22 protein-coding genes are annotated in these 23,882 nt (G+C 69.4%); 12 read left to right on the top strand and 10 right to left on the bottom strand.

Annotation, left to right across the window (positions count from 1 at the left end; translation table 11 throughout):
• Positions 1-106: 106 nt before the first annotated feature.
• On the bottom strand, positions 107-1,369 hold the full coding sequence (locus BM417_RS03365; protein WP_093588214.1) for a BNR-4 repeat-containing protein: 1,263 nt from the start codon (positions 1,367-1,369) through the stop codon (positions 107-109).
• Between the two features lie 53 nt (positions 1,370-1,422).
• Here BM417_RS03365 and BM417_RS03360 point away from each other — a divergent pair, with 53 nt between their 5' ends.
• Complete coding sequence (locus BM417_RS03360; protein ID WP_093588213.1) at positions 1,423-4,617, top strand: GH92 family glycosyl hydrolase; 3,195 nt, start codon at positions 1,423-1,425, stop codon at positions 4,615-4,617.
• Here BM417_RS03360 and BM417_RS03355 read toward each other — a convergent pair.
• The gene (locus BM417_RS03355; RefSeq protein ID WP_093588212.1) at positions 4,565-5,584 is read right to left on the bottom strand and encodes an acyltransferase family protein; all 1,020 of its coding nucleotides are present in this window, start codon (positions 5,582-5,584) and stop codon (positions 4,565-4,567) included. The two genes, BM417_RS03360 and BM417_RS03355, sit on opposite strands and share 53 nt — an antisense overlap.
• Before the next feature lie 154 nt (positions 5,585-5,738).
• Between BM417_RS03355 and BM417_RS03350 the strand changes: the two genes are divergently transcribed.
• Positions 5,739-6,632, top strand: coding sequence for a phosphotransferase (locus BM417_RS03350; protein ID WP_177320254.1), 894 nt, complete (start codon positions 5,739-5,741; stop codon positions 6,630-6,632).
• Here the strand turns inward: BM417_RS03350 and BM417_RS03345 are convergent.
• A complete protein-coding gene (locus BM417_RS03345) occupies positions 6,627-7,535 on the bottom strand; it encodes an RluA family pseudouridine synthase (RefSeq protein ID WP_093588210.1) in 909 nt (302 codons plus the stop codon). The genes BM417_RS03350 and BM417_RS03345 overlap by 6 nt on opposite strands.
• 93 nt (positions 7,536-7,628) lie before the next feature.
• Here BM417_RS03345 and BM417_RS03340 point away from each other — a divergent pair, with 93 nt between their 5' ends.
• Positions 7,629-8,492 (top strand): EamA family transporter, encoded by an 864-nt coding sequence (locus BM417_RS03340; protein WP_093588209.1) that lies wholly within the window; start codon positions 7,629-7,631, stop codon positions 8,490-8,492.
• Here the strand turns inward: BM417_RS03340 and BM417_RS03335 are convergent.
• Complete coding sequence (locus BM417_RS03335; RefSeq protein ID WP_093588208.1) at positions 8,395-9,282, bottom strand: LysR family transcriptional regulator; 888 nt, start codon at positions 9,280-9,282, stop codon at positions 8,395-8,397. The two genes, BM417_RS03340 and BM417_RS03335, sit on opposite strands and share 98 nt — an antisense overlap.
• 80 nt (positions 9,283-9,362) lie before the next feature.
• Here BM417_RS03335 and BM417_RS03330 point away from each other — a divergent pair, with 80 nt between their 5' ends.
• Positions 9,363-9,965 (top strand): hypothetical protein, encoded by a 603-nt coding sequence (locus tag BM417_RS03330; RefSeq protein WP_093588207.1) that lies wholly within the window; start codon positions 9,363-9,365, stop codon positions 9,963-9,965.
• A gap of 33 nt (positions 9,966-9,998) precedes the next feature.
• The gene (locus BM417_RS03325; protein WP_218164305.1) at positions 9,999-10,649 is read left to right on the top strand and encodes a fibronectin type III domain-containing protein; all 651 of its coding nucleotides are present in this window, start codon (positions 9,999-10,001) and stop codon (positions 10,647-10,649) included.
• 178 nt (positions 10,650-10,827) lie between these two features.
• Here the strand turns inward: BM417_RS03325 and BM417_RS03320 are convergent, their stop codons facing one another.
• Positions 10,828-11,472, bottom strand: a complete 645-nt coding sequence (locus BM417_RS03320) for a hypothetical protein (protein ID WP_093588206.1) — start codon at positions 11,470-11,472, stop codon at positions 10,828-10,830.
• Positions 11,473-11,659: 187 nt separating this feature from the next.
• On the opposite strand from BM417_RS03320, the gene BM417_RS03315 reads away from it, so the two are divergent.
• From BM417_RS03315 to BM417_RS03300, 4 genes are read left to right on the top strand one after another with little or no spacing between them, the layout of a single operon-like run.
• Complete coding sequence (locus tag BM417_RS03315; protein WP_143138480.1) at positions 11,660-13,810, top strand: NHL repeat-containing protein; 2,151 nt, start codon at positions 11,660-11,662, stop codon at positions 13,808-13,810.
• Entirely contained in the window at positions 13,807-14,772 is a 966-nt protein-coding gene (locus tag BM417_RS03310; RefSeq protein ID WP_218164304.1) for an AAA family ATPase, read from the top strand. Before BM417_RS03315 ends, BM417_RS03310 begins: the two co-directional genes overlap by 4 nt.
• Complete coding sequence (locus BM417_RS03305; protein WP_245821655.1) at positions 14,769-15,875, top strand: DUF58 domain-containing protein; 1,107 nt, start codon at positions 14,769-14,771, stop codon at positions 15,873-15,875. Before BM417_RS03310 ends, BM417_RS03305 begins: the two co-directional genes overlap by 4 nt.
• Positions 15,872-17,869, top strand: a complete 1,998-nt coding sequence (locus BM417_RS03300) for a DUF3488 and transglutaminase-like domain-containing protein (RefSeq protein ID WP_143138479.1) — start codon at positions 15,872-15,874, stop codon at positions 17,867-17,869. The genes BM417_RS03305 and BM417_RS03300 overlap by 4 nt, the downstream gene beginning before the upstream one ends.
• A 4-nt stretch (positions 17,870-17,873) precedes the next feature.
• Here BM417_RS03300 and BM417_RS03295 read toward each other — a convergent pair whose 3' ends face one another.
• From BM417_RS03295 to BM417_RS03285, 3 genes are all read right to left on the bottom strand, one after another.
• Positions 17,874-18,329 carry a hypothetical protein gene (locus BM417_RS03295; protein WP_093588203.1) on the bottom strand — a complete coding sequence of 152 codons (456 nt, stop codon included), beginning with the start codon at positions 18,327-18,329 and terminating at the stop codon, positions 17,874-17,876.
• A 119-nt stretch (positions 18,330-18,448) separates the two neighbouring features.
• On the bottom strand, positions 18,449-20,053 hold the full coding sequence (locus BM417_RS03290) for a serine/threonine-protein kinase (RefSeq protein WP_093588202.1): 1,605 nt from the start codon (positions 20,051-20,053) through the stop codon (positions 18,449-18,451).
• 70 nt (positions 20,054-20,123) lie between these two features.
• On the bottom strand, positions 20,124-20,720 hold the full coding sequence (locus BM417_RS03285) for a DUF4230 domain-containing protein (RefSeq protein ID WP_245821653.1): 597 nt from the start codon (positions 20,718-20,720) through the stop codon (positions 20,124-20,126).
• Between the two features lie 143 nt (positions 20,721-20,863).
• Here BM417_RS03285 and BM417_RS03280 point away from each other — a divergent pair, with 143 nt between their 5' ends.
• From BM417_RS03280 to BM417_RS03270, 3 genes are read left to right on the top strand one after another with little or no spacing between them, the layout of a single operon-like run.
• Positions 20,864-21,751, top strand: a complete 888-nt coding sequence (locus BM417_RS03280; protein ID WP_245821652.1) for a proteasome assembly chaperone family protein — start codon at positions 20,864-20,866, stop codon at positions 21,749-21,751.
• Positions 21,752-21,760: 9 nt separating this feature from the next.
• Positions 21,761-22,120: an MmcQ/YjbR family DNA-binding protein gene (locus BM417_RS03275; RefSeq protein WP_093588201.1), complete on the top strand. Its 360-nt coding sequence runs from the start codon at positions 21,761-21,763 to the stop codon at positions 22,118-22,120.
• Positions 22,093-22,632 carry a YciI family protein gene (locus tag BM417_RS03270; protein WP_281251284.1) on the top strand — a complete coding sequence of 180 codons (540 nt, stop codon included), beginning with the start codon at positions 22,093-22,095 and terminating at the stop codon, positions 22,630-22,632. The genes BM417_RS03275 and BM417_RS03270 overlap by 28 nt, the downstream gene beginning before the upstream one ends.
• Here the strand turns inward: BM417_RS03270 and BM417_RS03265 are convergent.
• Both BM417_RS03265 and BM417_RS03260 read right to left on the bottom strand, forming a co-directional pair.
• Entirely contained in the window at positions 22,629-23,084 is a 456-nt protein-coding gene (locus BM417_RS03265) for a dihydrofolate reductase (protein ID WP_093588200.1), read from the bottom strand. The two genes, BM417_RS03270 and BM417_RS03265, sit on opposite strands and share 4 nt — an antisense overlap.
• Positions 23,081-23,878, bottom strand: a complete 798-nt coding sequence (locus BM417_RS03260) for a thymidylate synthase (RefSeq protein ID WP_093588199.1) — start codon at positions 23,876-23,878, stop codon at positions 23,081-23,083. The genes BM417_RS03265 and BM417_RS03260 overlap by 4 nt, the downstream gene beginning before the upstream one ends.
• Between the last annotated feature and the right edge of the window lie 4 nt (positions 23,879-23,882).

The raw sequence follows: 23,882 nt of genomic DNA, 5'->3' as shown, positions 1-23,882 counted from the left end.
GCCTCCTGCTTACTCGGGTGTCGGTGAGTTTGTCAGCGCGAACGGCGATGATCACCCGCAGGAAGAGGGCATTCATCGCCGCCGCGTTCCCGTGCCGCGCTGCTGATCAGCCCCTGATCGAGAACACCGGCCACTTACCCGTGTGGTTGGTCTTGCGGGTCTCGTGGTCGATGGTGTTGGCCACCAGGTCGCTCGGCCGGTTCTCCACGAAGTTCGCGTAGAACGTCGTGTCGGCACCGGCCGAGTACGGCACCGTCAGGTCGTGCTTCGCCGTCACGGGCCCGCCCGGCGTCCACGACTTCACCAGCAGCCGCCTGCGATCCGCGCTGGCGTAGGAGAAGTCCACGCCGTCGCCGGTCGCGGTGAGGTCCTTGAACAACGACGTCGAGGTGTCGGCCGTCGTGGAAGTCCAAGTGCCACCGGCGAAACGTGAGAGCACGATCTTGGCGCTGCTGCTGGTGTGCACGCCGTAGCCCAGCACGAGCGAGCCGTCGTTCAACGGCACCGTCACCGGGTTCTCCTCGGGAAGGTCCTTGCCTGCCGGGAGATCGGCAGGGTTCGTCGTGACGACCCTGGCCTTGTCGGTGTCCGAGGAGTCGATCACCGTGCCGAGCGACGCGCCGCCGGCGGTGAACAGGTTCCCGGACGCCGTGTCGAGGTAGGCGACGTAGATGTTCTTTCCGCCTCCGTTGTGGCCCTTGGGTCCGCCGTGCAGCGACCAGGTCAGGTAGACGCGGCCGTTGCGTTGCGTCACGCCGAACGCGTACACCTCGGCGTACCTGTCGGCTGTGCGCCCGGAGTCGATGATCGTGCGCGGCGCGGACCAGGTCTTGCCGTTGTCCGTCGACCTGATCATCTTGTACGTGCGGTACGGGTGCGACAGGTCCGTGTTGTGGCTGTAGAACAGGTGGATCGTGTTCCCCGTGACGATCGGCTCGGGGTAGGTGTTCTTGTCGGTGCTGATCGTCCGCGCGGTCCACGTGCCGGTGATCGATCGTGGCGTGGGCGCGGTGTAGAGCTGCATCGACGTCGTGTGCGTGGCCCGGAAGATCGCGAGCCTGCCGTCGCCGAGCCGCGTGAGCACCGGGTAGTCGTGATAGGCGTTGTCGTGCGTCAGGTTCAGCGTGGCGACCTTGACCGCCGCCGACCACGTGTTCGCGCCGTGGTCGAACGCCTTGACGTAGATGTCGTGCCTGGTCCCCGAGTACGTCACGAACGTCTTGTTCACCGTCGCGTCGTACACGCCCGCGCCGTTGGTGCGCAGGCACCCGTAAACACTTGCTGTGGTGACCGTGTCGAGAGTGGGCGCGGCCTGCGCCGGTTGACAAAACGCGACAAGAAGCAGCAACACTGCGGCCAAAGCGCGCATCGCCGACCTCCGATGGGTGTCGGGGCGGCGACGATCGGACAATACTGCCTCCCATGCGGACACTGGTTGTAGTCGGGCTGTTACTGGGGTTAACAGTCCCTGCTCAAGCGGCACAGGCGGACGAGGATCCTTCGTCGTTGGTGAACCCCTTCGTGGGCACGCAGAACTTCGGCAACACCTTCCCCGGCGCCTCGGTGCCGTTCGGGATGGTGCAGGTCAGCCCTGATACGGGAGGTCAGGGCGGGTACGACTACAAGGCGACCTCCATCTACGGGTTCTCGCAGACACACCTGTCGGGCGTGGGCTGCGGCGTCATGGGCGAGCTGCCGGTCATGCCGACAGTCGGGTCCGTTGACAACGTTGACATCAACGGTTACAAGTCCGATTTCAGTCATTCGGACGAAGCCGCGCAGCCCGGGTACTACCGCGTCGGGCTGCCTCGGTACGGCGTGAACGCCGAGCTCACGGCCACGCAACGGACCGGTTGGCAGCGCTACACGTTCCCGTCCTCCGGCGCGGCGAACGTCCTGTTCAACACCGGACGGTCCAACCAGACGGTGCTGGACTCGGAGATCCACGTCGTCGGTGACCGGACGATCGAGGGCCGGGTGCGCAACGGCCGGTTCTGCGCGGGCAAGGACGAGCACACCGTGTACTTCACGGCCTCGTTCGACCGCCCGTTCGCGTCCTTCGGCGCGTGGCGGGGGAGCGTTCCCACGGCAGGCGCCCGGGACGCGGCCGGGACCGGTGGGAACGGCGCCTGGGTCACGTTCGACGCCACCGCCGACCGGGACGTGGTGCTGAAGCTCGGCCTGTCCTACACCGGCATCGAGGGCGCGCGGAAGAACCTCGCGGCGGAGGCTCCTTCCCACGACTTCGACGGCGCCGTCACGGCGGCCAAGGACGTGTGGAAGAAGCAGCTGGACGCCGTGCGGATCTCCGGTGGGACGCGGGACCGGCAGGTCGCGTTCTACACCGCGCTCTACCACTCGGTGCTGCACCCGAACCTCGCCGGTGACGTCGACGGCAGGTACATGGGCTTCGACGGCAAGGTGCGGACGGCGTCGGGCTACACGCCGTACCAGAACTTCTCGTTGTGGGACACGTACAGACCACAGAACCAGCTGTTGCAGATCCTGGAACCGAAGGTCGCCCGTGACGTCGCACTGTCCGTTGTGGCCAGTGGACGGGACGGCGGCTGGTTGCCGCGCTGGGCCTTGGCGTCGTCCGAGACCAACATCATGACCGGCGACCCGGTGACGCCGTTCCTCGTCGAGGCCTGGTCGAAGGGACTGCTGAAGGGCTACGAGGAGGAGACCTACAAGCTGTTGCGCGCCAACGCCACGTCGTTGCCTCCCGCAGACTCGCCGTACAACGGGCGGTCCGGCGTCACCTACTACGCCGATCGCGGGTACCTCCCGTCCGGCCTGGAGCTGGGCAAGGACTGCGCGCACAAGGGCGGCGACAACGACTGCGTGCATCCGGCGTCCGCGACCCTGGAGTACTCGGCCGCCGACGCGTCACTCGCGTTGATGGCCAAGGGGTTGGGCAAGAAGGCCGACGCGCGCCTGTTCGCCGATCGAGGCCAGTGGTACCGCAACCTCTGGGACTCGTCGATCGGTCAGTTCCGGCCGCGCACCGCCGCGGGCACCTGGCTGACGCCGTACAACCCGGTCGACGCCTCGCACCAGTTCCACGAGGGCGGCGCCTACCAGTACCAGTGGCTCGTGCCGCAGGATCCGGCCGGACTGGTGTCGTTGATGGGCGGCCGGCGCGAAACCGAGAAGCGGCTCGACTCGTTCTTCGCCTACGAGAAGCTGCTCGCCGACCCGGCCGGCACCGCACGGCACGACTGGATCACCGAACCGTACGACTACTACGGCAAGCCCACCTACAACCCGAACAACGAACCGGACCTGCTCGCGCCCTACATGTACCTGTGGTCGGGCACGCCGTCGAAGACCGCGACGGTCGTGCGGGCGGCGATGACGTTGTTCACGACCGGCCCGGACGGCATGACGGGCAACGACGACCTGGGCACGATGTCGGCCTGGTACGTCTTCTCGTCGCTGGGCATCTACCCGACGTTCAACGGCGCGGACTTCCTCGCGTTGTCCTCGCCGCAGTTCGAGTCCGCGACCGTCCGAATCGGACAGTACGGCTCGCAGGGCGGGACGCTGACCGTGACGGCGCCAGGGGTCTCGGACACCAACCGGTATGTGAAGAGCGTGTCGTTCGGTGGCCGTGACGTCCGCAAGACCTGGCTCTCCTGGTCTTCGTTGCAACGCGGCGGAAAGCTCGCCCACCAGGTGTCGTCGAAGCCCTCGTCGTGGGGAACCGCGCGGGGCGACGAGCCGCCTTCGTTGAACGACGGCAACGAGGACTCGCGTCGTGCGTTGTCCGCGTCGTTGCGGAACTCCGAGATCGTGCTGCCGACCTCGGACTCCGCGCAGTCGCTGACGGTGCAGCTCGACGTGCTGGCCCAGTCGCCGGGGGCCACGACCGTGCGGCCGGTCGCCACCGTGCCCGCGGGCTGGAAGGTGAGCGGCGCCAAGCCGTTCGTGATCGTGTCGCGGCACCTGCCGACGCAGAGGACTGTGCCGTTGACGCTGACGGTGCCGGCCGGGGTGGCTCCGGGCTCCTACGAGGTCTCGGTGCAGGTCGAGTCCGTGGCGCTGAAGGCGGTGGTCGAGGTCAAACCGGCCGCGCTGTGCGCGTTCTCGACGTGTTCGGTGGACGTGACGCCGGAGCTCAACCACGACGGCACGGCGACGGTCGCCGACTCCGCGTCCGGCAACTTCGACGGCGGCGGCTGGAGCTACGACGCGGCCCTGCTGCCCCCGGCCGGGCCCGTCACGTGGGGCGGCATCACCTACCAGGCGCCTGACCCCACCGGCACGGCGCCGAACTTCGTGGAGGCACACGGGCAGGGGCTCCTGCTGCCCACCGGCCAGTTCTCGTGGCTGCACGTCGTGGGCTCGTCGCACAACGGACCGGTGTCGGCCGCCTTCACCGTCTGGTACACCGACGGCACCTCGGCCGAGGTCGCCGCCTCGGTGCCGGACTGGGCGGGCGGCGGCCCGACCGTGCTGGAGATGCCGCACCGCATCAAGGCGGGGCAGGGCGTCGACGGGCCGCCGGTCCGGTTGTTCGGTCAGTCGCTGAGGCTGGACGCCGCGAAGACGGTCCGTTCGGTCACGCTGCCCGACGATCCGCGGGTGGAGCTGTACGCGCTGACGCTGGCGTGACCAGTGCTGGTCGAGGTGCCCCCTTGATGAACCGTTCCGCGGGCACCTCGACCAGCCGGTACAGCAGCCACGCCCCGAGCATCGACACCGCGAGCAGCCCGAACGCCGCGAGCAGCGGAGAGCGGTGCAGGTCGAGGAACTTCTCGCCGACCCGGATGACGATCTGGTGGACCATGTAGAACGCGAACGACACGGTCCCCAGCCACACCATCGGCTTCGAACGCCACGGCGACCACTTGCCGGTGAGGTCGGCGACCGCCGCGGCCGGGATCAGCAGCGCGAGCGGGACGACCGTGCCCGCGACGTACGGGAACGACGCCGGCAGGTACCACGACCCGATGTACGCGGCCACGAACAACGCGCTCGCCGGCCACAGCCCGAGGCCGATCCACTTCCCCTGCTGCACGACCCGTGCCATGGCCATGCCGAGCACGAACTCCAGCGCGCGCACAGGCGGGAAGACGAAAACGAACCAGTATTCGATGGCGCCTGGCATTGACAGTGCAATCACGGGAACTGTCAAAATTGCGATTGCCGTCGCACTTGCGATCAGCCACGGCTTGCGCATCTGCCACTTGATCAATAGCGGGAACGCCAGATAGAACGCCAATTCGCACGACAATGACCACGCGGGAGTGTTCAGGCTGAAGTAGACGCTCTCGCTCGGAAACCACGCCTGGATCAGCGACAGGTTCGCCAGTGCCGTCGCGGGAGTCGCCGCGGCGGCCGCGACCAGCACGACGAGCCAGGTCGCGACGTGGTTGGGGAAGATCTTCGCCGCTCGGCGCCGCCAGACGGTCGTCGGCCCGGTGCTCGGCCTGGCGGACCAGGTGAGCACGAATCCGGACAGGATGAAGAAGAAACTGACTCCGGTCGCGCCCTGACGGAAGGGCACGTCCAGATACGGCCACAGCCCTGCCGCGTTGATGTGGAATCCGAACACGATGAACGCCGCGATGAATCTCATCCCGGTCAGTGAAGGCAATCGCCCCAGGTTCGCTTCCGCCCCATGGTTCTGCACGACGGTGAATTCGGCGGGATATCGGAACTCGTTACAGCATTGCGCCGAATGGAAGATTGTTTCGTGGCATATTCTTTATGGGTGTGGAATAGTCGTTTCCGTGCAGCGACTCGAGAGCGGTGAGCGGTCCCGCGTCTGGGCGGACGGGGACCGGGTCGTCAAGCAGGTGGTCGGCGACCAGGTGGCGTTCGAGCGTGAGGTCACCGCGCTCAGGCTCGCCGAGCACACCGGTGTGGTGCCGCGCGTCCTCGACGTCGACCACGAGAAGCGGACCGTGGTGCTCGAACGGCTGCGCTCCGACCGGTTCGGGGAGGACTGGGTGATCGACTACGCCCGCGGCCTCGCCCGCCTGCACATGGCCACCGGGCCGGAGCACGCCGGGCTGTTGCCACGCCAGGCGGTCCCGGACCCCGGCCCGTTCCTGCGGTTCGTGCGGGCGCTGGAGGTCGAGATCGGGGGCGCCGAGAAAGAGCTGGTGCTCGAGGACACCGGGAAGTTCGACCTGGTGCACGGCGACCCGTGCCCCGGCAACGACATGTACTCACCGCAGGGCGCGAGGTTCGTCGACCTCGAAGGAGCGGCACTGGGCGACGGGCTGACCGAGGTCGTCTACCTCCGCATCGGGTTTCCGACCTGCGCGACCGTCACCGAGACGCCCCGGGAGCTGCGGGAGGCCGCCGAGCAGGCCTACTTCGAGGAACGCGGGTTCACCGCGGGGCTCGAAGACGCGTGCGTGCGGTGGTTCGTGAACGGCGACGCGCTGGTGCAGCGCTCCGAGCGGGACGGCACCGACCACCTCGCCAGGGCCGTCGACGAGGACTGGTTCTGGTACAGCACGACGGCGCGCGGCCGGCTGATGTTCCGGGCGCGGGTCGTGGCGACGTTCACCGAGACCCATCCGGAGATGAGCGCGCTCGCCGCGCGGTTGCTCGAGCGGATGGGCCGGATCTGGGAGCCGCAGCCGATCGGGACCCTCCGCACGCACGTCTCATGACCAGGCGGACAGCGTCAGCCCCGAGGTGAACGACCGGTCGACGCCCGACACGGGGTCCACGAAGGACAACGTGTGGGCGAGCAGCTGGAGGGGCGACGAGAAGTCGTCGAGCGGACGCTCCCGCAGCACGGGGTAGAAGTCGTCGTTCACGATCGGCACGCCGAGCCCGGACATGTGCAGCCGGAGCTGGTGGGTGCGGCCGGTCACCGGCTTGAGGTGGTAGCGGCCGAGTGGACCGCGATGCTCCACAAGGGACACGTGGGTCTCGGCGTTCGGCACGCCGTCCTCCTCGAACGCGGTGATGATGCCGCGTTCCTTGATGATCCGCGAACGCACCACGCGGGGTAGCTCCAGTGCGGGGTCGTACGGGGCGATCGCCTCGTACTCCTTGCGCACCAACCGATCGCGGAACATCGTCTGGTACTTGCCGCGCAGCTCGCGGCGCACCACGAACAGCACGAGCCCGGCCGTGACGCGGTCCAGCCGGTGTGCGGGCGAGAGATCCGGCAGGCCCAGCGAGTCGCGGAGCTTCACCAGCGCGGTCTGCATGATGTGCGCGCCGCGCGGGATCGTCGCCAGGAAGTGCGGCTTGTCGGCCACCACGATGTCGTCGTCCTGGTAGACCACGCCGACCTCGAACGGCACCGGCACCTCGACGGGCAGGTCGCGGTGGAACCAGATGTAGGAGTCGGGCACGAACGGCGCGTCGACGCCCAACGGCCCGGAGACGCTCCAGATCCGTTCCTCGGCCAGCATCTCGTCGATGCGCTCGGCCGCCACCCGCGGCAGGCGTTCCACGAGGTGCTCGCGCAGGGACGGCCAAGGGCCTTCGGAGGGCAGCTTCAACCGCGCCGCGTCCAGGCCGTTGCGCTGGGGGAGAGGGGAGGAGGGTTTGCGTCTCATCGCACCGGCCAGTCTAAATGTTCGGAAAAACCGAACGATATCGCTCGCAAACATTCGCTGTACCGAAGGGACTGCGGAAACAAGACTGAACGCATGTCGGTCTTCCTCGTCCTCGGCTCGGTCGTCTCACTCCAGTTCGGCGCGGCGTTCGCGAACCAGCTCTTCGGCCAGATCGGCGCGCCCGGCGCCACCGCCCTGCGGCTCGGCATCGCGGCGCTGATGCTGGCCGTGGTCGTGCGACCGAAGTTCCGCCAGGAGACGCTCGTGCTCGGGATGACCATGGCCGGCATGAACGGCACGTTCTACCTCGCGATCGACCGGATCCCGCTCGGCGTCGCGGTGACGATCGAGTTCCTCGGGCCGCTGGGGCTCGCGGCGGCGCTGAGCCGCCGGCCCAGGGACTTCGTGTGGGTCGGGCTGGCGCTCGCCGGTGTCGTCGTCCTGGGTGTGCACGAGTACACCGGCGCGAAGCTCGACCTCATCGGCGTGGTGCTCGCGCTGTTCGCGGCCGCGTTCTGGGCCTGCTACGTCCTCGCCGGACGCAAGCTCGCGACGGCCGGGCTCGGCACCGGCGGTCTCGCGGGCGCGAGCCTGATCGCGGCGGCGCTCACGTTGCCGTACGGGCTGTCGACGGCCGGGGCCGCGTTGTTCGAGCCCAGGATCCTGCTGCTCGGCACGCTGGTGGCGCTGCTCGCGTCCGCGATCCCGTACACCCTGGAGATCAGGGCGCTCAAGACGTTGCAGGCCAGCACGTTCGGCGTGGTGCTCGCGCTCGAACCCGCCGCGGCCGCGCTGGCGGGGGCGTTGCTGCTCGGCCAGCACCTGAGCGTGATCTCGTTGTGCGGCATCGCGCTGGTGATCACGGCAGGGGTTGGAGCGGCGCTACGGAAAGCGCCAGCGCCTCCCGAAACGCCCGCACAGCGGGATGCTGACCTCGTCCTGCCCGTGCCGCAGTGAACAGCAGCCGGGACATCGGCACCGGCAGCTCGTGCAGGTCGACGGCCACCTCGCGGTCGTACCAGATGAGGTCCGGCAGCAACGCGACCGCGAGACCCCGTTCCACGAACCGCAGCTTCACCAGCACGTCGGTGGAGGAGAAGCGGACGTCCGGCTCGAAGCCGTTGTGGCGGCACCAGTTCACGTTGAAGATCCGCTGCGGGAAGCCCTCGGTCTCCATGATCCACGGGTAGGAGCCGATCTCGGCGACCGGCAGTCCACGCGGGACGGCCAGCCGGATCGGGTCACGGCACAGCTCCCGGTACTCGAGGCCGGTGAACCTGGCCTCCGGCTGGTCCGGCCACTCCTCCACGAAGACGAGGTCGAAGTCCCTGGCGTTCAACGCGGAAAGCGCTTCCGCCGGGTCGAGGACCTGGAACTCGATGCGAAGTGACGGATGCTCGTCTCTCATGCGTGCCAACGTTGCCGGGATCAGCGCCAGGGCCGCGGTCTGGAACGTCGCGACCCGCAGCGTGCCGGTGATCTCGTGCAGCGACGCGGCCACCTCCGACTCGGCCTGGTCCAGCCGCGCCAGCACCTCTTCGGTGTGCCGCACCAGGATCTCGGCCTGCGGCGTGAGCTTCACGCGTCGGCCGACGGGCTCCAGCAGAGGTACGCCGACCTCGGACTCCAGCAGGGAGAGCTGCTGCGACACCGACGACGGGCTGTAGTTCAGCGCCTGCGCGACGGCGGCGAGCGTTCCCCGCTGGGAAAGCTCCCGCAGCAGTCGCAGACGATGGAGGTCGAACATCCGATCATTATCGGCTACGCTCCCGATACCGCCCCCTGAGAAAACGTGCTGTCCTCAGCACGCTTTGAGGAGGTATCGGTATGTCCAAACGACTCCGCATCGTTGCGGGGATCGCGCTGGCAGCCGGTCTGCTCGTGTCGGTCTCACCGGCGCAGGCACAGGTCGAGACGGGTCCGTGGACCAGCTACTCGCCGTCGTTCACCGTTCAGGAACGCGGCTGCGGCAACGTCGACAACCTCACGTTCCAGCTCACCTGCTCGACCGCGAGCGGTGACCAGCGTGCCGAGCGGCGTTACGCCACTTACACCGGCGGCACGCGCCAGTTCGAGGGGAGCTTCCGGATCACGAGTCTCGGCGGCACCCGCATCAGTCTCAAGCAGACGTTCCGGGACGGTCCCACCGCGGGACCGTTCTGGATGCTCGCCGTGGAACGCGGCGGCCGGCTTTACGCCGTGCACGGGGGCGCGACCATCGCCACCGGCGCGACCGTGGGTACGACCGTGCGCGTGAACACCGTGCACAACACGGCCACGGAACACCGCACGTACATCAACGGCTCGCGTGCGCACACCTACGCGAGCTCGGGTTCGAGTTTCTACGACAAGTTCGGCGCGTACCGGACTGCCAGCGGCCAAGGACCTGCCACGGTCGTCTGGAGCAACATCCGGTTCTGGCGCAAGTGAGCCGTCTTCTTGACTAGAAGGTGCCTGGCTTTGGTGCTCCTGCTGTTCTTGGCTGCCTGTGGCCAGGAACAGCAGGACCCCGTGCTGACGTCCGAGCTGACCTCGCCGATCGACGTGACGCTGCACTGGCGTCCGGAGGCGGGGTCGGCCGGGCAGGTCGTCGAGTACGCGAACGCGGCCGACGGCGAGTACACGATCCTGGAGTTCGCCGCACCGGCGAAGGACACCTACCGGCATCCGGACCTGATCCCGGAAACACAGTTCTACTACCGGGTCCGGCCGTTCACCGGGCCCGCCTCGGCCACTGTGGACGTCGCGCTGCCTCCTGGTGAGGACGTGCCGGAGATCGAGGGGCCGGACTGGACCGCGCCGGTCAGGCGCGGCGGGGGCGCGAAGCCGGTGACCTCACCCGAGGCGGCGGCGACGAGCCTGAAGGCGGAGGTGAAGCACGCCAACGGGATCCTGTTCACCTGGGAGGACCACGCGTCCGACGAGGACGGGTATCTGATCGAGGTCAAGCCCGCGGGCGCGGCGGACTACCGCGTCGCCGTGCAGCTCGACCCGGACACCACCTCGTACGGGGTGATCACACTTCCAGACGAGAAAACCGCGACCTATCGGGTGCGCGCGTTCCGGTTCGGCTCGCCGTCGAACCTGACGCATCAGACGACGGGGAAGGCCTGAGCGCCTGTCTGGCACTCCACGCGCTCGCGGCGAGAAGTAACGCCGCGAGCGCGTAGGGCCAGGTCGTTCTCTCCGTGACGGCCAGTGCGACGTTGATAGCGGCGAGCAGGCCGAACACGCTGGTCAGCAGCCACCAGGTCAGTTGATCTTCGCGTGTGAGAGCGGTCATTCGGGTGGGCTACCCGTTTTCCGGCTCCCTCACACCTTCTTCCTCTTCTTTTTTCTCGCCGCGCCGGCGCATGAACCCGAAGCCGGGGATGCCGAGGATCGCCTGGCGCATGTCGCTCGTGACCTCCAGCAGCTGGTGCACCTCGGGACCGACCTTGTCCAGGGTCGCGAGGATCGGCAGGATGTCGCTGGTCAGGTGCTCTGTCAGCACCGGCAGCTCGTCGACGAGCTTGATCGCGGCCTCGACCTCGTGCGGCGAGAGCTCGTCCACGAACCGCTGTGCGAGCGGCTGGGCCTTCTTGGCGATCGGCTCGTAGATGCCGATCAGCTCGCCCGCCGTGTGCGCGGTGTGGCCCGCCGTCGTGACGACCAGCCCGGCCCGTTCGGCGACGTCGCTCGCGCTCGCCGTGATGGCGCGGACCTCGTCGACGGCCTTCTCCGCGTCGGCCACGACATTGGCCGTGCGGTCGACCAGGTCGCCGGCTTTCGCGACGATGCCGTCGACGGCGTCGATCGTGCCGTTGACCTTGCGGACGAGTTGCTCGACCTCGCCGATCAGGCTCAGCACGCGGGCCGGAACGGCCGCGACGGCCACTGTCGTGTCGAGGGCGGTGTTGAGCGCCTGCTTGGCAAGTCCCATGCCGGGGATTTCCATGCGTCCACTCTGCCTTACGCGTTGATCGATTTGGGGGAACGCCATTCGGTTTTCAAAACTGTCGGACCCCGTCATTACGCTTCCTGATGTCTGCCAGTCGGCTGACCGGGCGAACCGGGAACCATGCGCCGCCCGAAGTTGTCAGAGCCGGGGGTTAGCATCCCCGGCGGGCGAGGGAGGGCGCGTTATGTCTTGGTGGCACCGGATCAGACGCATTATCTCCGGTGGAGGGCGGGAATCGGCGAGTTTCGTCGCGGCACTGCTGGGTGTTCTGGTGCTCGCGGGCGCCGCGCTCGGGCAGGGCATCTCGCGCACGTCGGTCGCGGTGTCGGACGGCCTCACGTGGCTGGGTGATGATCAGCGCGGCGAGGTCGTGCAGGTCAACCCGGTGTCGGGCAAGCCGCAGACGCGGTTGCAGATCAGCGGGCCCGACTCGCAGCTGGAGATCGCGCAGGAGGACGGCCGGCTGATCGTCCTGAACCGGCGCACCGGCGAGATCACCGTCATCGACCTGGCGACGCTGCTCGCCTCCGGCCGCCGGCAGGCGCCACCCGGTGCGACGAGCAAGGTGCTGGTGGCGAACGGGTTGGTGTTCGTCGTCGACCGCGCGGCCGGCACCGTGCACACCGCCGATCCGTTGTCGCTGGCCGACATCGGGCAGACGTGGCAGGCCGGGCAGCCCCTGGCCGACGCCGTCGTGGACGAGCGCGGTGTGCTGTGGCTGGTCGATCACGGTGGCACGTTGCGGTCCCTGGACTGGTCGGACGACGAGGAGCGGTTCCAGGAGCGCTCGCAGCGTCAGATCACCGGTGCCGGGCCCCGTACCGTTCTGGTGCCGCACGACCAGGGCGTCACGCTCATCGGTCTCGACGGCGGTGTCGTGGTGCGCGACGGCACGGGTGAGGACGTGGACTCGTCCACCGACCGCTCGGACGCCGAGGTGATCGCCGCGCAGACCTCGCCGCTGGGCCTGGTGCCCGCGTCGGTGCCGTCGTCGTCGGTCGTGGTGCTGGTCGTCGGTCGTGAGGTCCTGCGCGTCGACGTCGGCGCGATGGGGTGCCCGAACCCCGGCCGGCCCGCGGTGTTCCGCGACAAGGTCTACGTGCCCTGCAAGGGATCCGGCAAGGTCATCATCCTCGACCGGAGCGGTAACCGCGGTGGCGACGACGTGCGCACGTCCGGCGGTTCCGACCCCGAGCTCGTGTTCGACGACGGCCGGTTGTTCGTCAACGTGCCCGGTTCCTCGACGGGTGTGCTGGTCGACGCGGACGGTGCGACGCGGACGATGACGATCCGCAGCCCCGAGGTCCCGGTGAAGGACCCGGACCGCTCGCCGCCGCCGTCCGTGCCTCCGCCCCCGCCGCCGAACCCGAACGAGCCGACGAAGCCGCCGCGCAACCCCGGCACCAACAACGGCCCGACGACCGAGGTGCAGCCTCCGCCGTCGACTCCGTCCACGCCGCCGTCCGCCGGTGGCACGGCTCCCGCCGCGCCCGCAGGAGTGACGGTGCGGGAGAAGTCGCGCAGCGCCTCCGCGCTCGTCGTGACGGTGAGCTGGACCGCGGCCGCGTCGACCGATCCGGTCGTGGGCTACACGGTGGCGGGCTCCGGTTCGTTCAGCGGTGGCTCGGTGTCGGCCCAGTCCGCCGGTACGTCCACTGACCTGTCGGTGCCGTGCGCGGGTTCCACGTTCTGCACCAGCGGCAGGCTCGACGTGACGGTGCGCGCCTCGACGGCGTCGACGGCCGGCGCCGCGGGCATGGCCGCGTTCACGGTGACGCCGCCCGCGAACACCCCGCCGCCCAACACACCTCCGCCGAACACCCCGCCTCCGAACACGCCTCCGCCCAACACCCCGCCGCCGACCACGACGACCACCACGCCGCCGCCTCCACCTCCGCCCCCGCCGTCACTGCCGAGCGCGGGTGCCGTGGTGATCACGGGGATCACGGGTGTGCGCACGAACCCGACCCGCCGGGTCAACATGGCACCGCCCGCTGACTGGGCGAGCCACAACGGGCGCTGCGAGGTCGTGAACAAGACGTACGGGTTCTCCGTCGGAATCCCGTGCAACGCGACGACGGCGACCATCGACGTGGACGAGGGCAGCAACGCGATCGTCGTGCGCGCCTACGCGGCCTCAGGAGCAGGCCAGGTCGACTCGGCGCAGAAGAACGCGCTCTTCACCTACGACGAGTGCGCGGGCAAGCCGAGTTGCATCCCGCGGATGGCACCGGCCGGAGCCGGTACCGCGCCGATGGGCGCGGGCGGTCTGGGTCTGCTGGCGTGTGCGTTCCTGCTGCGCATCGGTGTTCGTCGGGGAGATGAGGAAAAGTGATCGACACCGGTGAGGTCTCCGCCTTCCGCGACCTGCACACCCGCCTCGGTGACGCGGTCGAGAGCGCCGTGCGCGGCAAGCGCGACGTGATCGACCTGGTGCTGGTGGCGATGTTCGCGGGCGGCCACGTGCTGCTGGAAGACGTGCCCGGCACGGGAAAGACGACGCTGGCGCGGGCCGTCGCGGGCGCGTTGGGCGGTCTGTCGCGGCGTGTGCAGTTCACGCCCGACCTGCTGCCGTCCGACGTCACGGGCACCTCGGTCTACGACCCGCAGACGGGCCAGATCCGGTTCCGGCCGGGTCCGGTGTTCGCGAACATCGTGCTGGCCGACGAGATCAACCGCGCGGCCGCGAAGACGCAGTCCGCGTTGCTGGAGGTCATGGAGGAGCGGACCGTCACGATCGACGGCATCGGGCACGCGGTGCCGGACCCGTTCCTCGTGGTGGCGACGCAGAACCCGATCGACCTCGACGGCACGTACCGGCTGCCCGAGGCGCAGCTCGACAGGTTCATGCTGCGCACCTCGATCGGCTACCCGTCGGTCGAGGACGAGCTGGACGTGCTGCGTCCCGGCAGCGGCGCTGGCCGGATCGCCGACGTGCGCACGGTGTCGTCGCCGCGCGAGATCAGCTCGTTCAGCGGACGGTTGCAGTTGCTGCACGTCGCCGACCCGATCCTGCAGTACATCTCGTCCGTGGGCACCGGTACCCGTACCGACGAACGGCTGCGGCTCGGCACCTCGACCCGTGGTCTGCGGACCCTCGTGCGGTGCGCGCAGGTCTACGCGGCGTCGAAGGGGCGGCATTTCGTCGTGCCGCAGGACGTTCAGGACATCGCCGAGCCGGTGCTGGCCCACCGCCTGGTGCTGACGCGGGAGAGCGTCCTGTCGGGCGTGACGACGGCCGAGGTGCTGTCCGACGTGCTGTCGCGCGTGGCGGTGCCCAAGCCCGCGGCGCAATGAGACTCACCCTGCGCGGCACCGGAACCGCGGTGCTGGGCCTGCTGATGCTCGGTGTCGGGCTGTGGTGGCGGTACGCGGGCATGGCGGCGTTCGGCCTGGCGTTGACCGCGCTGGTCGTCGCCTCGATCGTCTCCGTCCTGGTCGCCTCACCGCTGTCGGTCACGCGCACGGTCCGTCCGCGCACCGTGCCCCGGCTGGCCCGTTGCAACGGCCGGCTGGAGCTGTCGGCGACCGGGCGCTGGCCGGTCGCGCTGGACGCCGTCGACATGGTGGCGGGCTCACCGATGGACGTCGACGTGCCGTTGCTGGCACCTGGCGCGGTCGAGGCCGTCGACTACGCGATCCCGACCGAACGCCGCGGTGTGTTCGACGTCGGCCCGTTGACCTTGCGCTGCAAGGGTCTGGCCGGCCTGGCGCAGGCGCGGACCGTGCTGGGCGAGGTCGTCCAGGTGCGGGTCGTGCCTCGCGTGCTGCCGGTCCGCGGTCTCCCGTCCGGTGCCCGCCGAGGTCAGGTCGGCGCCGACGAACGCGTCGAGCGCGGTGGCACGGACCTGGTGGGACTGCGCGAGTACGTGCCGGGCGACGACCTGCGGCGCCTGCACTGGGCGACGTCCGCGCGCACCGGCACGTTGATGATCCGCGAGGACGCCGACCCGGCGCGCCCGCACCTGGCGGTGCTGCTGGACGACAGCGCTTCTTCGTACGCCGAGGAACAACGCTTCGAGGAGGCCGTCGAGGTGGCGGCGTCGCTCGTCACCTCGGCTCTGGAGCAGGGGCACCCGGTGCGGCTGCTGACGTCGTCCGGCGGCACCGACATGGAGGAGCAGCAGGACTCGGCGCCGATCCTGTCCGCGCTGGCCGACCTTGAACTCCAGGACGTCGACGGCCGTCCGACTGTGCCGGTGCGCGACCTCGACGTGGTCGCCGTGATCAGCGGCAGGAGCGTTCCCGCGCTGGTGCTGGAGGCCGGGCGGGCCGCGTTCGGCGCCGTGCTCGTGGTGGACGAGAAACGGCCGGTCGGCGCGGCGGGCTCGGTGCTGGTGATCAGCGGGGCGCGCGCGGAGGACCTGGTCGACTCGTGGAACGCGGTGGTGGCGCGATGAAGTTCGCCTGGGTTGCCGCAATTCTTCTGGTCGGGTCGCTCCAGCTGGCTCAGGCCTGGGACGGCGCGTTCGTCTACTTCGGACTCGCCGCGTTCGCCGGATTCCTCGCCCTGGCCCTGAAACGTCTCGTCCCCGCCGGTCTCGCCGCCCTGGCGGTCATGGTGCTCGCGATGACGGGCGGGTTCTTCCTGGCCCGCGGCGCCTCTCCGGACCGCGACCCGACGTGGGTGCTGCTCGACACCGTGCCGAGGCTGCTCACCGCCGCCCGCCCCGCACCGGCGACGCCCGAACTGCTCGTGCCCGGACTGCTGCTGATCATCGGCGTCTCCACGGGAATGGTGCTGTCGGTGACCAAGCGCGGCACGGCGTTGTTCGTGCCGGCGCTGGGTGCGGCGACCCTGTACGTGTCGGCGGCGTTGCTCACGACGGGCCGTGCGGACCGCTACGGACTGGTGGCGCTGACGCTGGTCGCCGTGCTCGCGCTGGGGTGGCTGATCATCGACCGGCGCGGGCCCGTGGTGCCGCCGGCGGTGCTCGCGACGACGCTGGCCGCGTTGACGTTGCTGACTTTCGTGTTGCCCACCAACGGGTTCGAGCCGCGCAAGCTCGTCACGCCGCCGGTCACCGACCTCGCGCTCTCCAACCCGTTGCCGCAGCTCGCCTCGTGGGCGGCGCAGGGGGACACGGAGCTGTTCCGGATGCGCGGGCCCGAGGTGCCGGTGCGGCTGGTGACGCTGAGCCGGTATTCGGGGGCGTCGTGGGAGGCGGCGTCGACCTACGGGCCGCTCGGTGTGGTGGAGGCGCCGGATCTGCCGATCGGCGGGAAGTTCCAGGACGCCAGCGTCGACCTGCAGATCACCGGCCTCAACGGGGAGTGGCTGCCGGGCGTCGGGAAGCCGCAGGCGGTGTCCCTGAGCAACGCCATGGTGGATCCGGACACCGGGTCGCTGGTCTTGGCCGACGGCCTCAGAACCGGGCTGAGCTACACGGTGCGCGGTGTCGTCGAGACGCCGGCCGACACCGATCTCGCCGAGGCCCAGGTTCCTTCCAGCGCAACGAAGTACACGGCGTTGCCGCGGCTGCCGTTCACGCTGGCGGACTACGCGCGGCAGGCGACGCAGAACGCCCGCACGCCGTACGAGAAGGCCGTCGCGCTGGAACAGGTCGTGCGACTCGACCGCAGGCCGGACGCCGAGGCGCCGGTCGGGTCGTCCTACGCGCGGCTGGAGACGTTCCTGTTCGGCGCGGCGGGCGAGGCCGGTGCGGGAGCGGGGACGGCGGAGCAGTTCGCGTCGGCCTACGCGGTGCTCGCGCGGGCCGTGGGGTTGCCGACACGCGTGGTGGTCGGGTTCCAGCCGGTGCCGGAGCAGAACGGCGAGCGGATCGTGCGCGCCGCCGACGCCACCGCGTGGCCCGAGGTGTACTTCACCGGCTGGGGCTGGGTCGCGTTCGATCCCGTGTCCGGCAACGGAAGCGGGCCTAGTGCCGCCTCGAAGCGCGAGGTGCTGAACCGGCTCGCGTCGACCACCGCGAAGCCGGCGCCGACCTCGCTTCAGTCGGTGCCGCCGCTGGTGCAGCCGACCGCGGTGCAGGCCGACCAGGTGGCCGCACCCGAGGCGGCGAAGGGGTTCCCGTTCTGGGTGTTCACGCCGATGCTGCTGCTCGTCGGGCTGTACGTGGCACGGACTTCGCGGCGCGTCAGACTGCGGGCCGCCGGGCCGGTGGGAGCGTGGCACGAAGTGCTCGACGCGTTGCAACTCGCGGGACTGCGACCGAAGCCGAGCCGTACCGTGCCGGACGTCGCGAGTGAGTGGGGCGAGGCGGGCGCACAGCTCGCGGTCATGGTCGACCAGGCCGCGTTCGCGCCACAGCCGGTACTCGGCGAGAACAGCTGGCGACTGGCCCGTCAGGTGAAGAAAGCGGTGCGGCGCAAGGCCTCCTGGTGGCGCAGGGTGGTGTGGGCGATCGACCCGCGGCCGTTGTTCCGGCGCTGACGGATCAGCGCACCACCTGGGCGGGAATGCAGTTCTTCCCGACGACCTTGAACAGCGCCTCGCAGAGCGCGGGCGCCGTGTCGGAAGGGAACGGGCCGAGCCACACGAACTGCGTGAACCGCGTGTCCTCGGGGACGATGACCGGGCAGACGTCGTCGCGTCTGCTCAGCAGCGCGGTTTGGCCGCGCAGCGCGGGGTTCGCGCTCTCACGATGCTTCACCCACATCGTTTCGTAGTCCAGCAACACTCGGACCTCCGACTCCGGCATCGCGCCTTCCAGCGAGTGCAGCACGAGGACGGACGAGCCCGGGTCACACGGCATGTCCGTGTATTCGAGCTGATCGGGCACAGCGGGTGAGGTGGGAGAGGCGCCCGTGTTCTGGGGGGACTGTGACTGGAGGTTGCCGCCGATCAGCACGCCGATCCCGATGCCGACGACGAGTGGAATGACCGCCCACACAATGAGAGTGCGGCGCTTTCGTGCGCGAGCGAACATCGGTGGACCGGCATAACGAGCGCTTTGCACCGGGGCAACCTACGCCAGTTCGTGCGTGCGCAACAACAACGGCTGGGAAACGGTTAGTTCTTGTTGGCACAGACCTTTGCGGAGCTGCCGCGTTCCCCGTTGTAACCGAACGCCGCGATCTGGAAGCAACGCCGGTCGCCGCCACCGTCCTCGATCACGTACTTCGTGCCACCACCGGTCACTCTCGTCACTGCGTTCGGCTTGGCGCCCGTCACGTCGACCACCACGAACTCGGCCTGGCCGTCGCTGGGATCGCTCCACTCCAGCTCGATCGCCCTGCCCTGGTACTCGGCGCGTTTGAGGACCGGGACGAACCTCGGGTCGGTGTTCGGCGACGGTCCCGCGTCGGCGGAGTCCGACGTCGGCACGGGCGGTGTCGTTGTCGTCACCGGTGGTTGGGCCTGCTGACGGTCGTCGCCCCGGTTCAGGAAGATGCCCGCGGCGATCCCGCCGGTCACCGCGATCACGGCCAGCAACGCCAGCACTGCTCCGCGTTTGCTCTTGCGGACCGGCGCGGTCATCGGTTCGACGGGAGGCAGGCCCACTGTCGGTAGCACCGCGACCGGCTGCGGGCGGGGAGGCGGCGGCGGGATGAGGTCGTGCTGCCGGTAGGTCAGGTCCTCGAGCCGGCCCTGCCACGAGTCGTCGCGCTCTTGTTCCGGTTCGGGTTCCGGTTCCGGCTCGGGCGTGAACCCGCGCGGGCCGAAACCGGGCGCCTCGGTCGGGCCCTCCGGGAAGAAGTCGGGGCGTTCGCCCAGCATCGCCGTCGCATCGGGGTCCACAGTGGACAGCGAGGTGCCGGAGTTCACCGCCATCAACGCGTCGCGCAGCTCCAGCGCCGAACCGAAGCGTTCGGCCCGGTCCTTGCGCAGGCAGCGCGCGATCACGGCGATGAGCGGCGCCGGCACGTCGAACCGGGTGAGCGAGCGGGGTTCCCCGCTGCCGACCCGGCCGACGTAGGAGAGCAGCGTGTCCTCGTCCGGGTTGTCCGAGGCGAACGGCGGCTTGCCCTCCAGCAACGTGAACAGCGTCGAGCCGAGCGACCAGATGTCGTCGGCGAACGACGGCGTGGCGCCCTCCAGCATCTGCGGCGCGGCGTGCCGGTAGCTGACCATCTGCAGTGACGCGGAGTGCCCCGCGTCGGCGCCGCGCGCGATGCCGAAATCGGCCAGCACGTACGAAGTCGGGAGCACCAGGACGTTCTGCGGCTTCACGTCCCGATGCAGGATGCTCTGGCCGTGCGCGAACGCCAGCGCGTCCGCCACCGCGATGCCCGCCGCCACCACGTCCTGCACGGGCAACGGGCCCATGGCGCGCAACCGGTCGTGCAGCGAGCCGCGTTCGTAGAACTCCATGACGATGCACGGACGGCCGTCCGGCAGCGTGCCCGTGTCCAGCACCGTGACGATGTGCGGGTGCTGGCGGCCGAGCTCGACGGTGATCGCCAGCTCACGGCGGAAACGCGCCACCGTGGCCGGTTCCGTCACCTGGAGCACCTTGACCGCGACGTCGCGGCCGAGGCCGTCCTGGCGGGCCCGGTAGATCGTGCCCTCGCCGCCCTGCGCGATCACGCGGAAGCCGCTGTAGCCGGGCAACGCGATCCCGGGCGCCTGCGCGGCACCCTGCGCGGGCGCCCAGGCCATCAGATCGTCTTCCACCGGCGGATCCTATCCCGGAGCGAGTGGGTCACCGCTGGACGTTCGCAGGGAAAGGCCCGCAAGGTTCGAATCAGTCTCCTACGACCTTCACCTGGAATCCCAGTCCCTGCAACATTCCCGTCAACATCACGCGGGTGTTGTCCTCGGCGCGCTTGAGGATCTCCGACTTCTGCGCGGCCTCGGTGAGCTTGGCCTCCGCGGCGACGTAGAACCGTTGCTGGTCAGGAGGTCCCGCCAGGGCCTGCAGATCGTTGATCAGGCCGCGTTCCTGGCTGAACACGTACGACCTGTCGTGGTGCAGGTTCGGTTTGTCCAGCTGCGGTTTCGGCACGCGCAGCTCGACGGTCCTGCCGTCCGGCGACAGGATCAGCCCGTCGTCCTTCAGCGTCCCCAGATCCACGAAGGCGTTGACGGACCCGGCCGCGACGAACAGCGTGCGTTCGCCCGCGAGCGCCGCCGGCACCCACTTCACGTCGTTCTCGATGTCCAGGACGACCTGGAACTCGCCCGCCGCGGCGTGGTACTGGCTCAGGTCCCGCACCGACTTGAGCATCGCGGGCTGGCTGCGATCGATGGATTCGTCACCGAAGGGTTTTATTTGTGCGAAGCCGAAGACCGCCGCTCCGAGGAGAATGAGGACGGCCGCGACCATTGCTCCACGCGTCACCCAGCGCCTATACACCGCGATGGAGTACCCGTGAGGTGATGCGCGCACACGGTCCGTATGGGCTAATCGACCCGAGCGGAATCAGTTCCGTGTCCACGTGGTTGGCTTGGACGAGACGAGAGCGATAGTTCAGGAGGCGTGCGGTGGACCCGGAGAACCTGTACGAGGTGGACTCGGAGGTCCCGGACCTCACGGGTGCGGTGCTGCTGCACCACTTCGAGGGCTTCATGGACGCCGGCGCCGCGGGCCGCCTGCTCACCGAGCACCTGCTGGAGACCCTCGAAAGCCGCGTCGTCGCGCGCTTCGACATCGACGGCCTGATCGACTACCGCTCGCGCCGCCCGCTGATGACCTACGCGACCGACCACTGGGAGGACTACGCCGCCCCCGAACTGGTCGTGCACCTGCTCTGGGACAGCGCGGGCCACCCGTTCCTGCTGCTCACCGGCCCCGAGCCGGACCGCGGCTGGGAGGCGTTCATCCAGGCCGTGCGCTCGCTGATCGACCGCTGGGGCGTGCGTCTGACCGTGGGCTTCCACGGCATCCCGATGGGCGTGCCGCACACACGGCCGTTGAACGTCATCGGCCACGCCACGCGCCCCGAGCTCGTGTCGGAGTACCAGCCGTTCTTCAACCGCGTGCAGGTACCGGGCAACGTGTCGGGGCTGCTGGAGTTCCGCCTCGGCCAGGCGGGCCACGACGCGATGGGCTTCGCCGCCCAGGTGCCGCACTACCTGGCGCAGTCGCAGTACCCGACCGCCGCCGTGACCCTGCTCGACGCGCTCGCCCGCGCCACCGGCCTCGCCCTGCCGATCGGCTCCCTGGTTGACGCCGCGCAGGCCGCCGACGCCGAGATCCACCGGCAGGTCGCGGAGTCCGACGAGGTCGCCCAGGTCGTGGAAGCGCTCGAGCGGCAGTACGACGCCTTCATCCAGACTGTGGGCAACACCGACCTCCCCAGCGCGGACGAACTGGGGGCCGAGTTCGAACGGTTCCTCGCCGAGCAGCAGCGTCCGCCGGACCACCTGTAGGAGCTTGCGATGGCCACCTGGGACGACGTCCACCGGATCGCCACCTCCATGCCTGATGTCACGGAGCGGGTGCGCGAGGGCGTCGTCGACTGGAGGGTCAAGGACAAGCTGTTCGTCTGGGAACGGCCGCTGCGCAAGACCGACCTGTCGGCACTGGGCGCGGCGGCCCCGTCCGGACCGATCCTGGCCGCCCGCGTCCCCGACCTGGGGGCCAAGGAGGCGTTGCTGGCCTCGGACCACTCGGTCTACTTCACGACGCCGCACTTCAACGGGTATCCGGCGATCCTGGTGCGGCTGGAGCACATCGAGGTGGGGGAACTGGAGGAGTTGATCGTGGAGGCGTGGCACGCTCGGGCACGGCGCCGGTGACGGAGTTCCTCTGCTACCACCGGGACCGGCCCGGCTCGATGCCCGTACGTGAGCGGCTGGTCGAAGAGCACTGGTCCTACATGGACGGGTTCGAGCTCATCGCCCGCGGCCCCACGTTCGCGGACGGCGTGGTCACCGGCAGCGTGCACGTCGTCGACGTGCCGGACGCGGCGGCCGCACGGGCGTTCGCGTTCGACGAGCCCATCTACCAGGCCGGTGGCTACCGGGACGTGCTGGTGCGCAGGTGGCGCAACGCACTCGGGCGCACGATGTGGGACTCGCCCAGAGGCGGCGGCCACCTGGTGCTCGGGTTCGGCTCCGGGGAGGCCGCGGACCTCGTGCCGGCCAGGCCGGAGGAGCTGATCGCGTACGGGCCGTTGCTCTCGGACGACGGCAACGCCTGGCTGGGCACGGCCGCGCTGGTCAGATCCACCGACCCGCGATCGATACTCACCCCGGACCGCTACGACGCGGTCGAGGTGCACGAGTGGGAGTTCGGCGGACGCCGCTAGTAGCTGACGAACCGGTAGTGCAGGCCGCTGCTCGACTCCAGCCACTCACCGACGCTGACCGGCGCACGATCCACGACGGGTGCGTACGTGTCGCCCTCGAACGATTCGCGGATCTCGGTCACCTCGACGCGGTCGGCGAACGGCAGCGTCGCCGCGTACACCGCCGACCCGCCGATCACCCACAGGTCGCCGGTGACGTCCGCGAGTGCCTTTTCCAGCGAGGAGAACGTCTCCGCGCCTTCTTGTTCAACGCGCGACAGCACCAGGTTGCGGCGGCCCGGCAACGGGCGGAAGCGCGGCGGCAGCGACTCCCAGGTACGGCGTCCCATCAGGACGGCCGAGCCCGCGGTGATCTCCCGGAAGTGCTTCATGTCCTCGGGGACCCGCCAGGGGATGGCGTTGTCGCGGCCGATCACGCGGTCGGCGGTCTGGGCCCAGATCAGCCCGATCACACCGCCACCGGAGCCTTGATGCCGGGATGCGGGTCGTAGCCCTCGATCGTGAAGTCCTCGTACCTGTAGTCGAACAGGGAAGCCGCCGGAGCCATCTTCAGCGCGGGGAACTCCCGCGCGTCACGGCTGAGCTGGAGCTCGACCTGCTCGACGTGGTTGTCGTAGATGTGGCAGTCGCCGCCGGTCCAGATGAAGTCGCCGACGCCGAGGCCGGTCTGCGCGGCGATCATGTGCGTCAGCAGCGCGTAGGAGGCGATGTTGAACGGCACGCCGAGGAACAGGTCCGCGCTGCGCTGGTAGAGCTGGCAGGAGAGCTTGCCGTCCGCGACGTAGAACTGGAAGAACGCGTGGCACGGCGGCAGCGCCATCTGAGCGATCTCGCCGACGTTCCAGGCGGAGACGATGATCCGGCGCGAGTCCGGGTTCGTCTTCAACGTCCGAAGCACCTCGGCGATCTGGTCGACGTGCCCGCCGTCCGGGGTCGGCCACGACCGCCACTGCACGCCGTAGACCGGACCGAGCTCGCCCTCGGGGGAGGCCCACTCGTCCCAGATGGACACGCCGTGCTCCTGAAGCCAGCGAACGTTGCTGTCGCCGCGCAGGAACCACAGCAGCTCGTACGCGATCGACTTGAAGTGCACGCGCTTCGTCGTGATCAGCGGAAAGCCGGCGGCGAGCGGATAGCGCAGCTGGTGGCCGAAGACCGACCGCGTGCCGGTGCCGGTGCGGTCCTCCTTGCGCACGCCCTCCTTCAGGACGTGGCGGAGCAGGTCTTCGTACTGCGTGTCGGGCATGCCC

The sequence above is a fragment of the Lentzea waywayandensis genome (assembly GCF_900115955.1).
GTDB classification, from domain to species: domain Bacteria; phylum Actinomycetota; class Actinomycetes; order Mycobacteriales; family Pseudonocardiaceae; genus Lentzea; species Lentzea waywayandensis.
Note: the sequence above shows the minus strand (reverse complement) of the source record. Positions and strands in the feature narration are given on the sequence as shown.

Excerpts from the sequence above, each read along its gene's own strand:
- BM417_RS03365 (WP_093588214.1), bottom strand. The coding sequence starts at position 1,369 with ATGCGCGCTTTGGCCGCAGTGTTGCTGCTTCTTGTCGCGTTTTGTCAA.
- BM417_RS03360 (WP_093588213.1), top strand. The coding sequence starts at position 1,423 with ATGCGGACACTGGTTGTAGTCGGGCTGTTACTGGGGTTAACAGTCCCT.
- BM417_RS03355 (WP_093588212.1), bottom strand. The coding sequence starts at position 5,584 with ATGAGATTCATCGCGGCGTTCATCGTGTTCGGATTCCACATCAACGCG.
- BM417_RS03345 (WP_093588210.1), bottom strand. The coding sequence starts at position 7,535 with ATGAGACGCAAACCCTCCTCCCCTCTCCCCCAGCGCAACGGCCTGGAC.
- BM417_RS03340 (WP_093588209.1), top strand. The coding sequence starts at position 7,629 with ATGTCGGTCTTCCTCGTCCTCGGCTCGGTCGTCTCACTCCAGTTCGGC.
- BM417_RS03335 (WP_093588208.1), bottom strand. The coding sequence starts at position 9,282 with ATGTTCGACCTCCATCGTCTGCGACTGCTGCGGGAGCTTTCCCAGCGG.
- BM417_RS03330 (WP_093588207.1), top strand. The coding sequence starts at position 9,363 with ATGTCCAAACGACTCCGCATCGTTGCGGGGATCGCGCTGGCAGCCGGT.
- BM417_RS03320 (WP_093588206.1), bottom strand. The coding sequence starts at position 11,472 with ATGGAAATCCCCGGCATGGGACTTGCCAAGCAGGCGCTCAACACCGCC.
- BM417_RS03315 (WP_143138480.1), top strand. The coding sequence starts at position 11,660 with ATGTCTTGGTGGCACCGGATCAGACGCATTATCTCCGGTGGAGGGCGG.
- BM417_RS03305 (WP_245821655.1), top strand. The coding sequence starts at position 14,769 with ATGAGACTCACCCTGCGCGGCACCGGAACCGCGGTGCTGGGCCTGCTG.
- BM417_RS03300 (WP_143138479.1), top strand. The coding sequence starts at position 15,872 with ATGAAGTTCGCCTGGGTTGCCGCAATTCTTCTGGTCGGGTCGCTCCAG.
- BM417_RS03275 (WP_093588201.1), top strand. The coding sequence starts at position 21,761 with ATGGCCACCTGGGACGACGTCCACCGGATCGCCACCTCCATGCCTGAT.
- BM417_RS03260 (WP_093588199.1), bottom strand. The coding sequence starts at position 23,878 with ATGCCCGACACGCAGTACGAAGACCTGCTCCGCCACGTCCTGAAGGAG.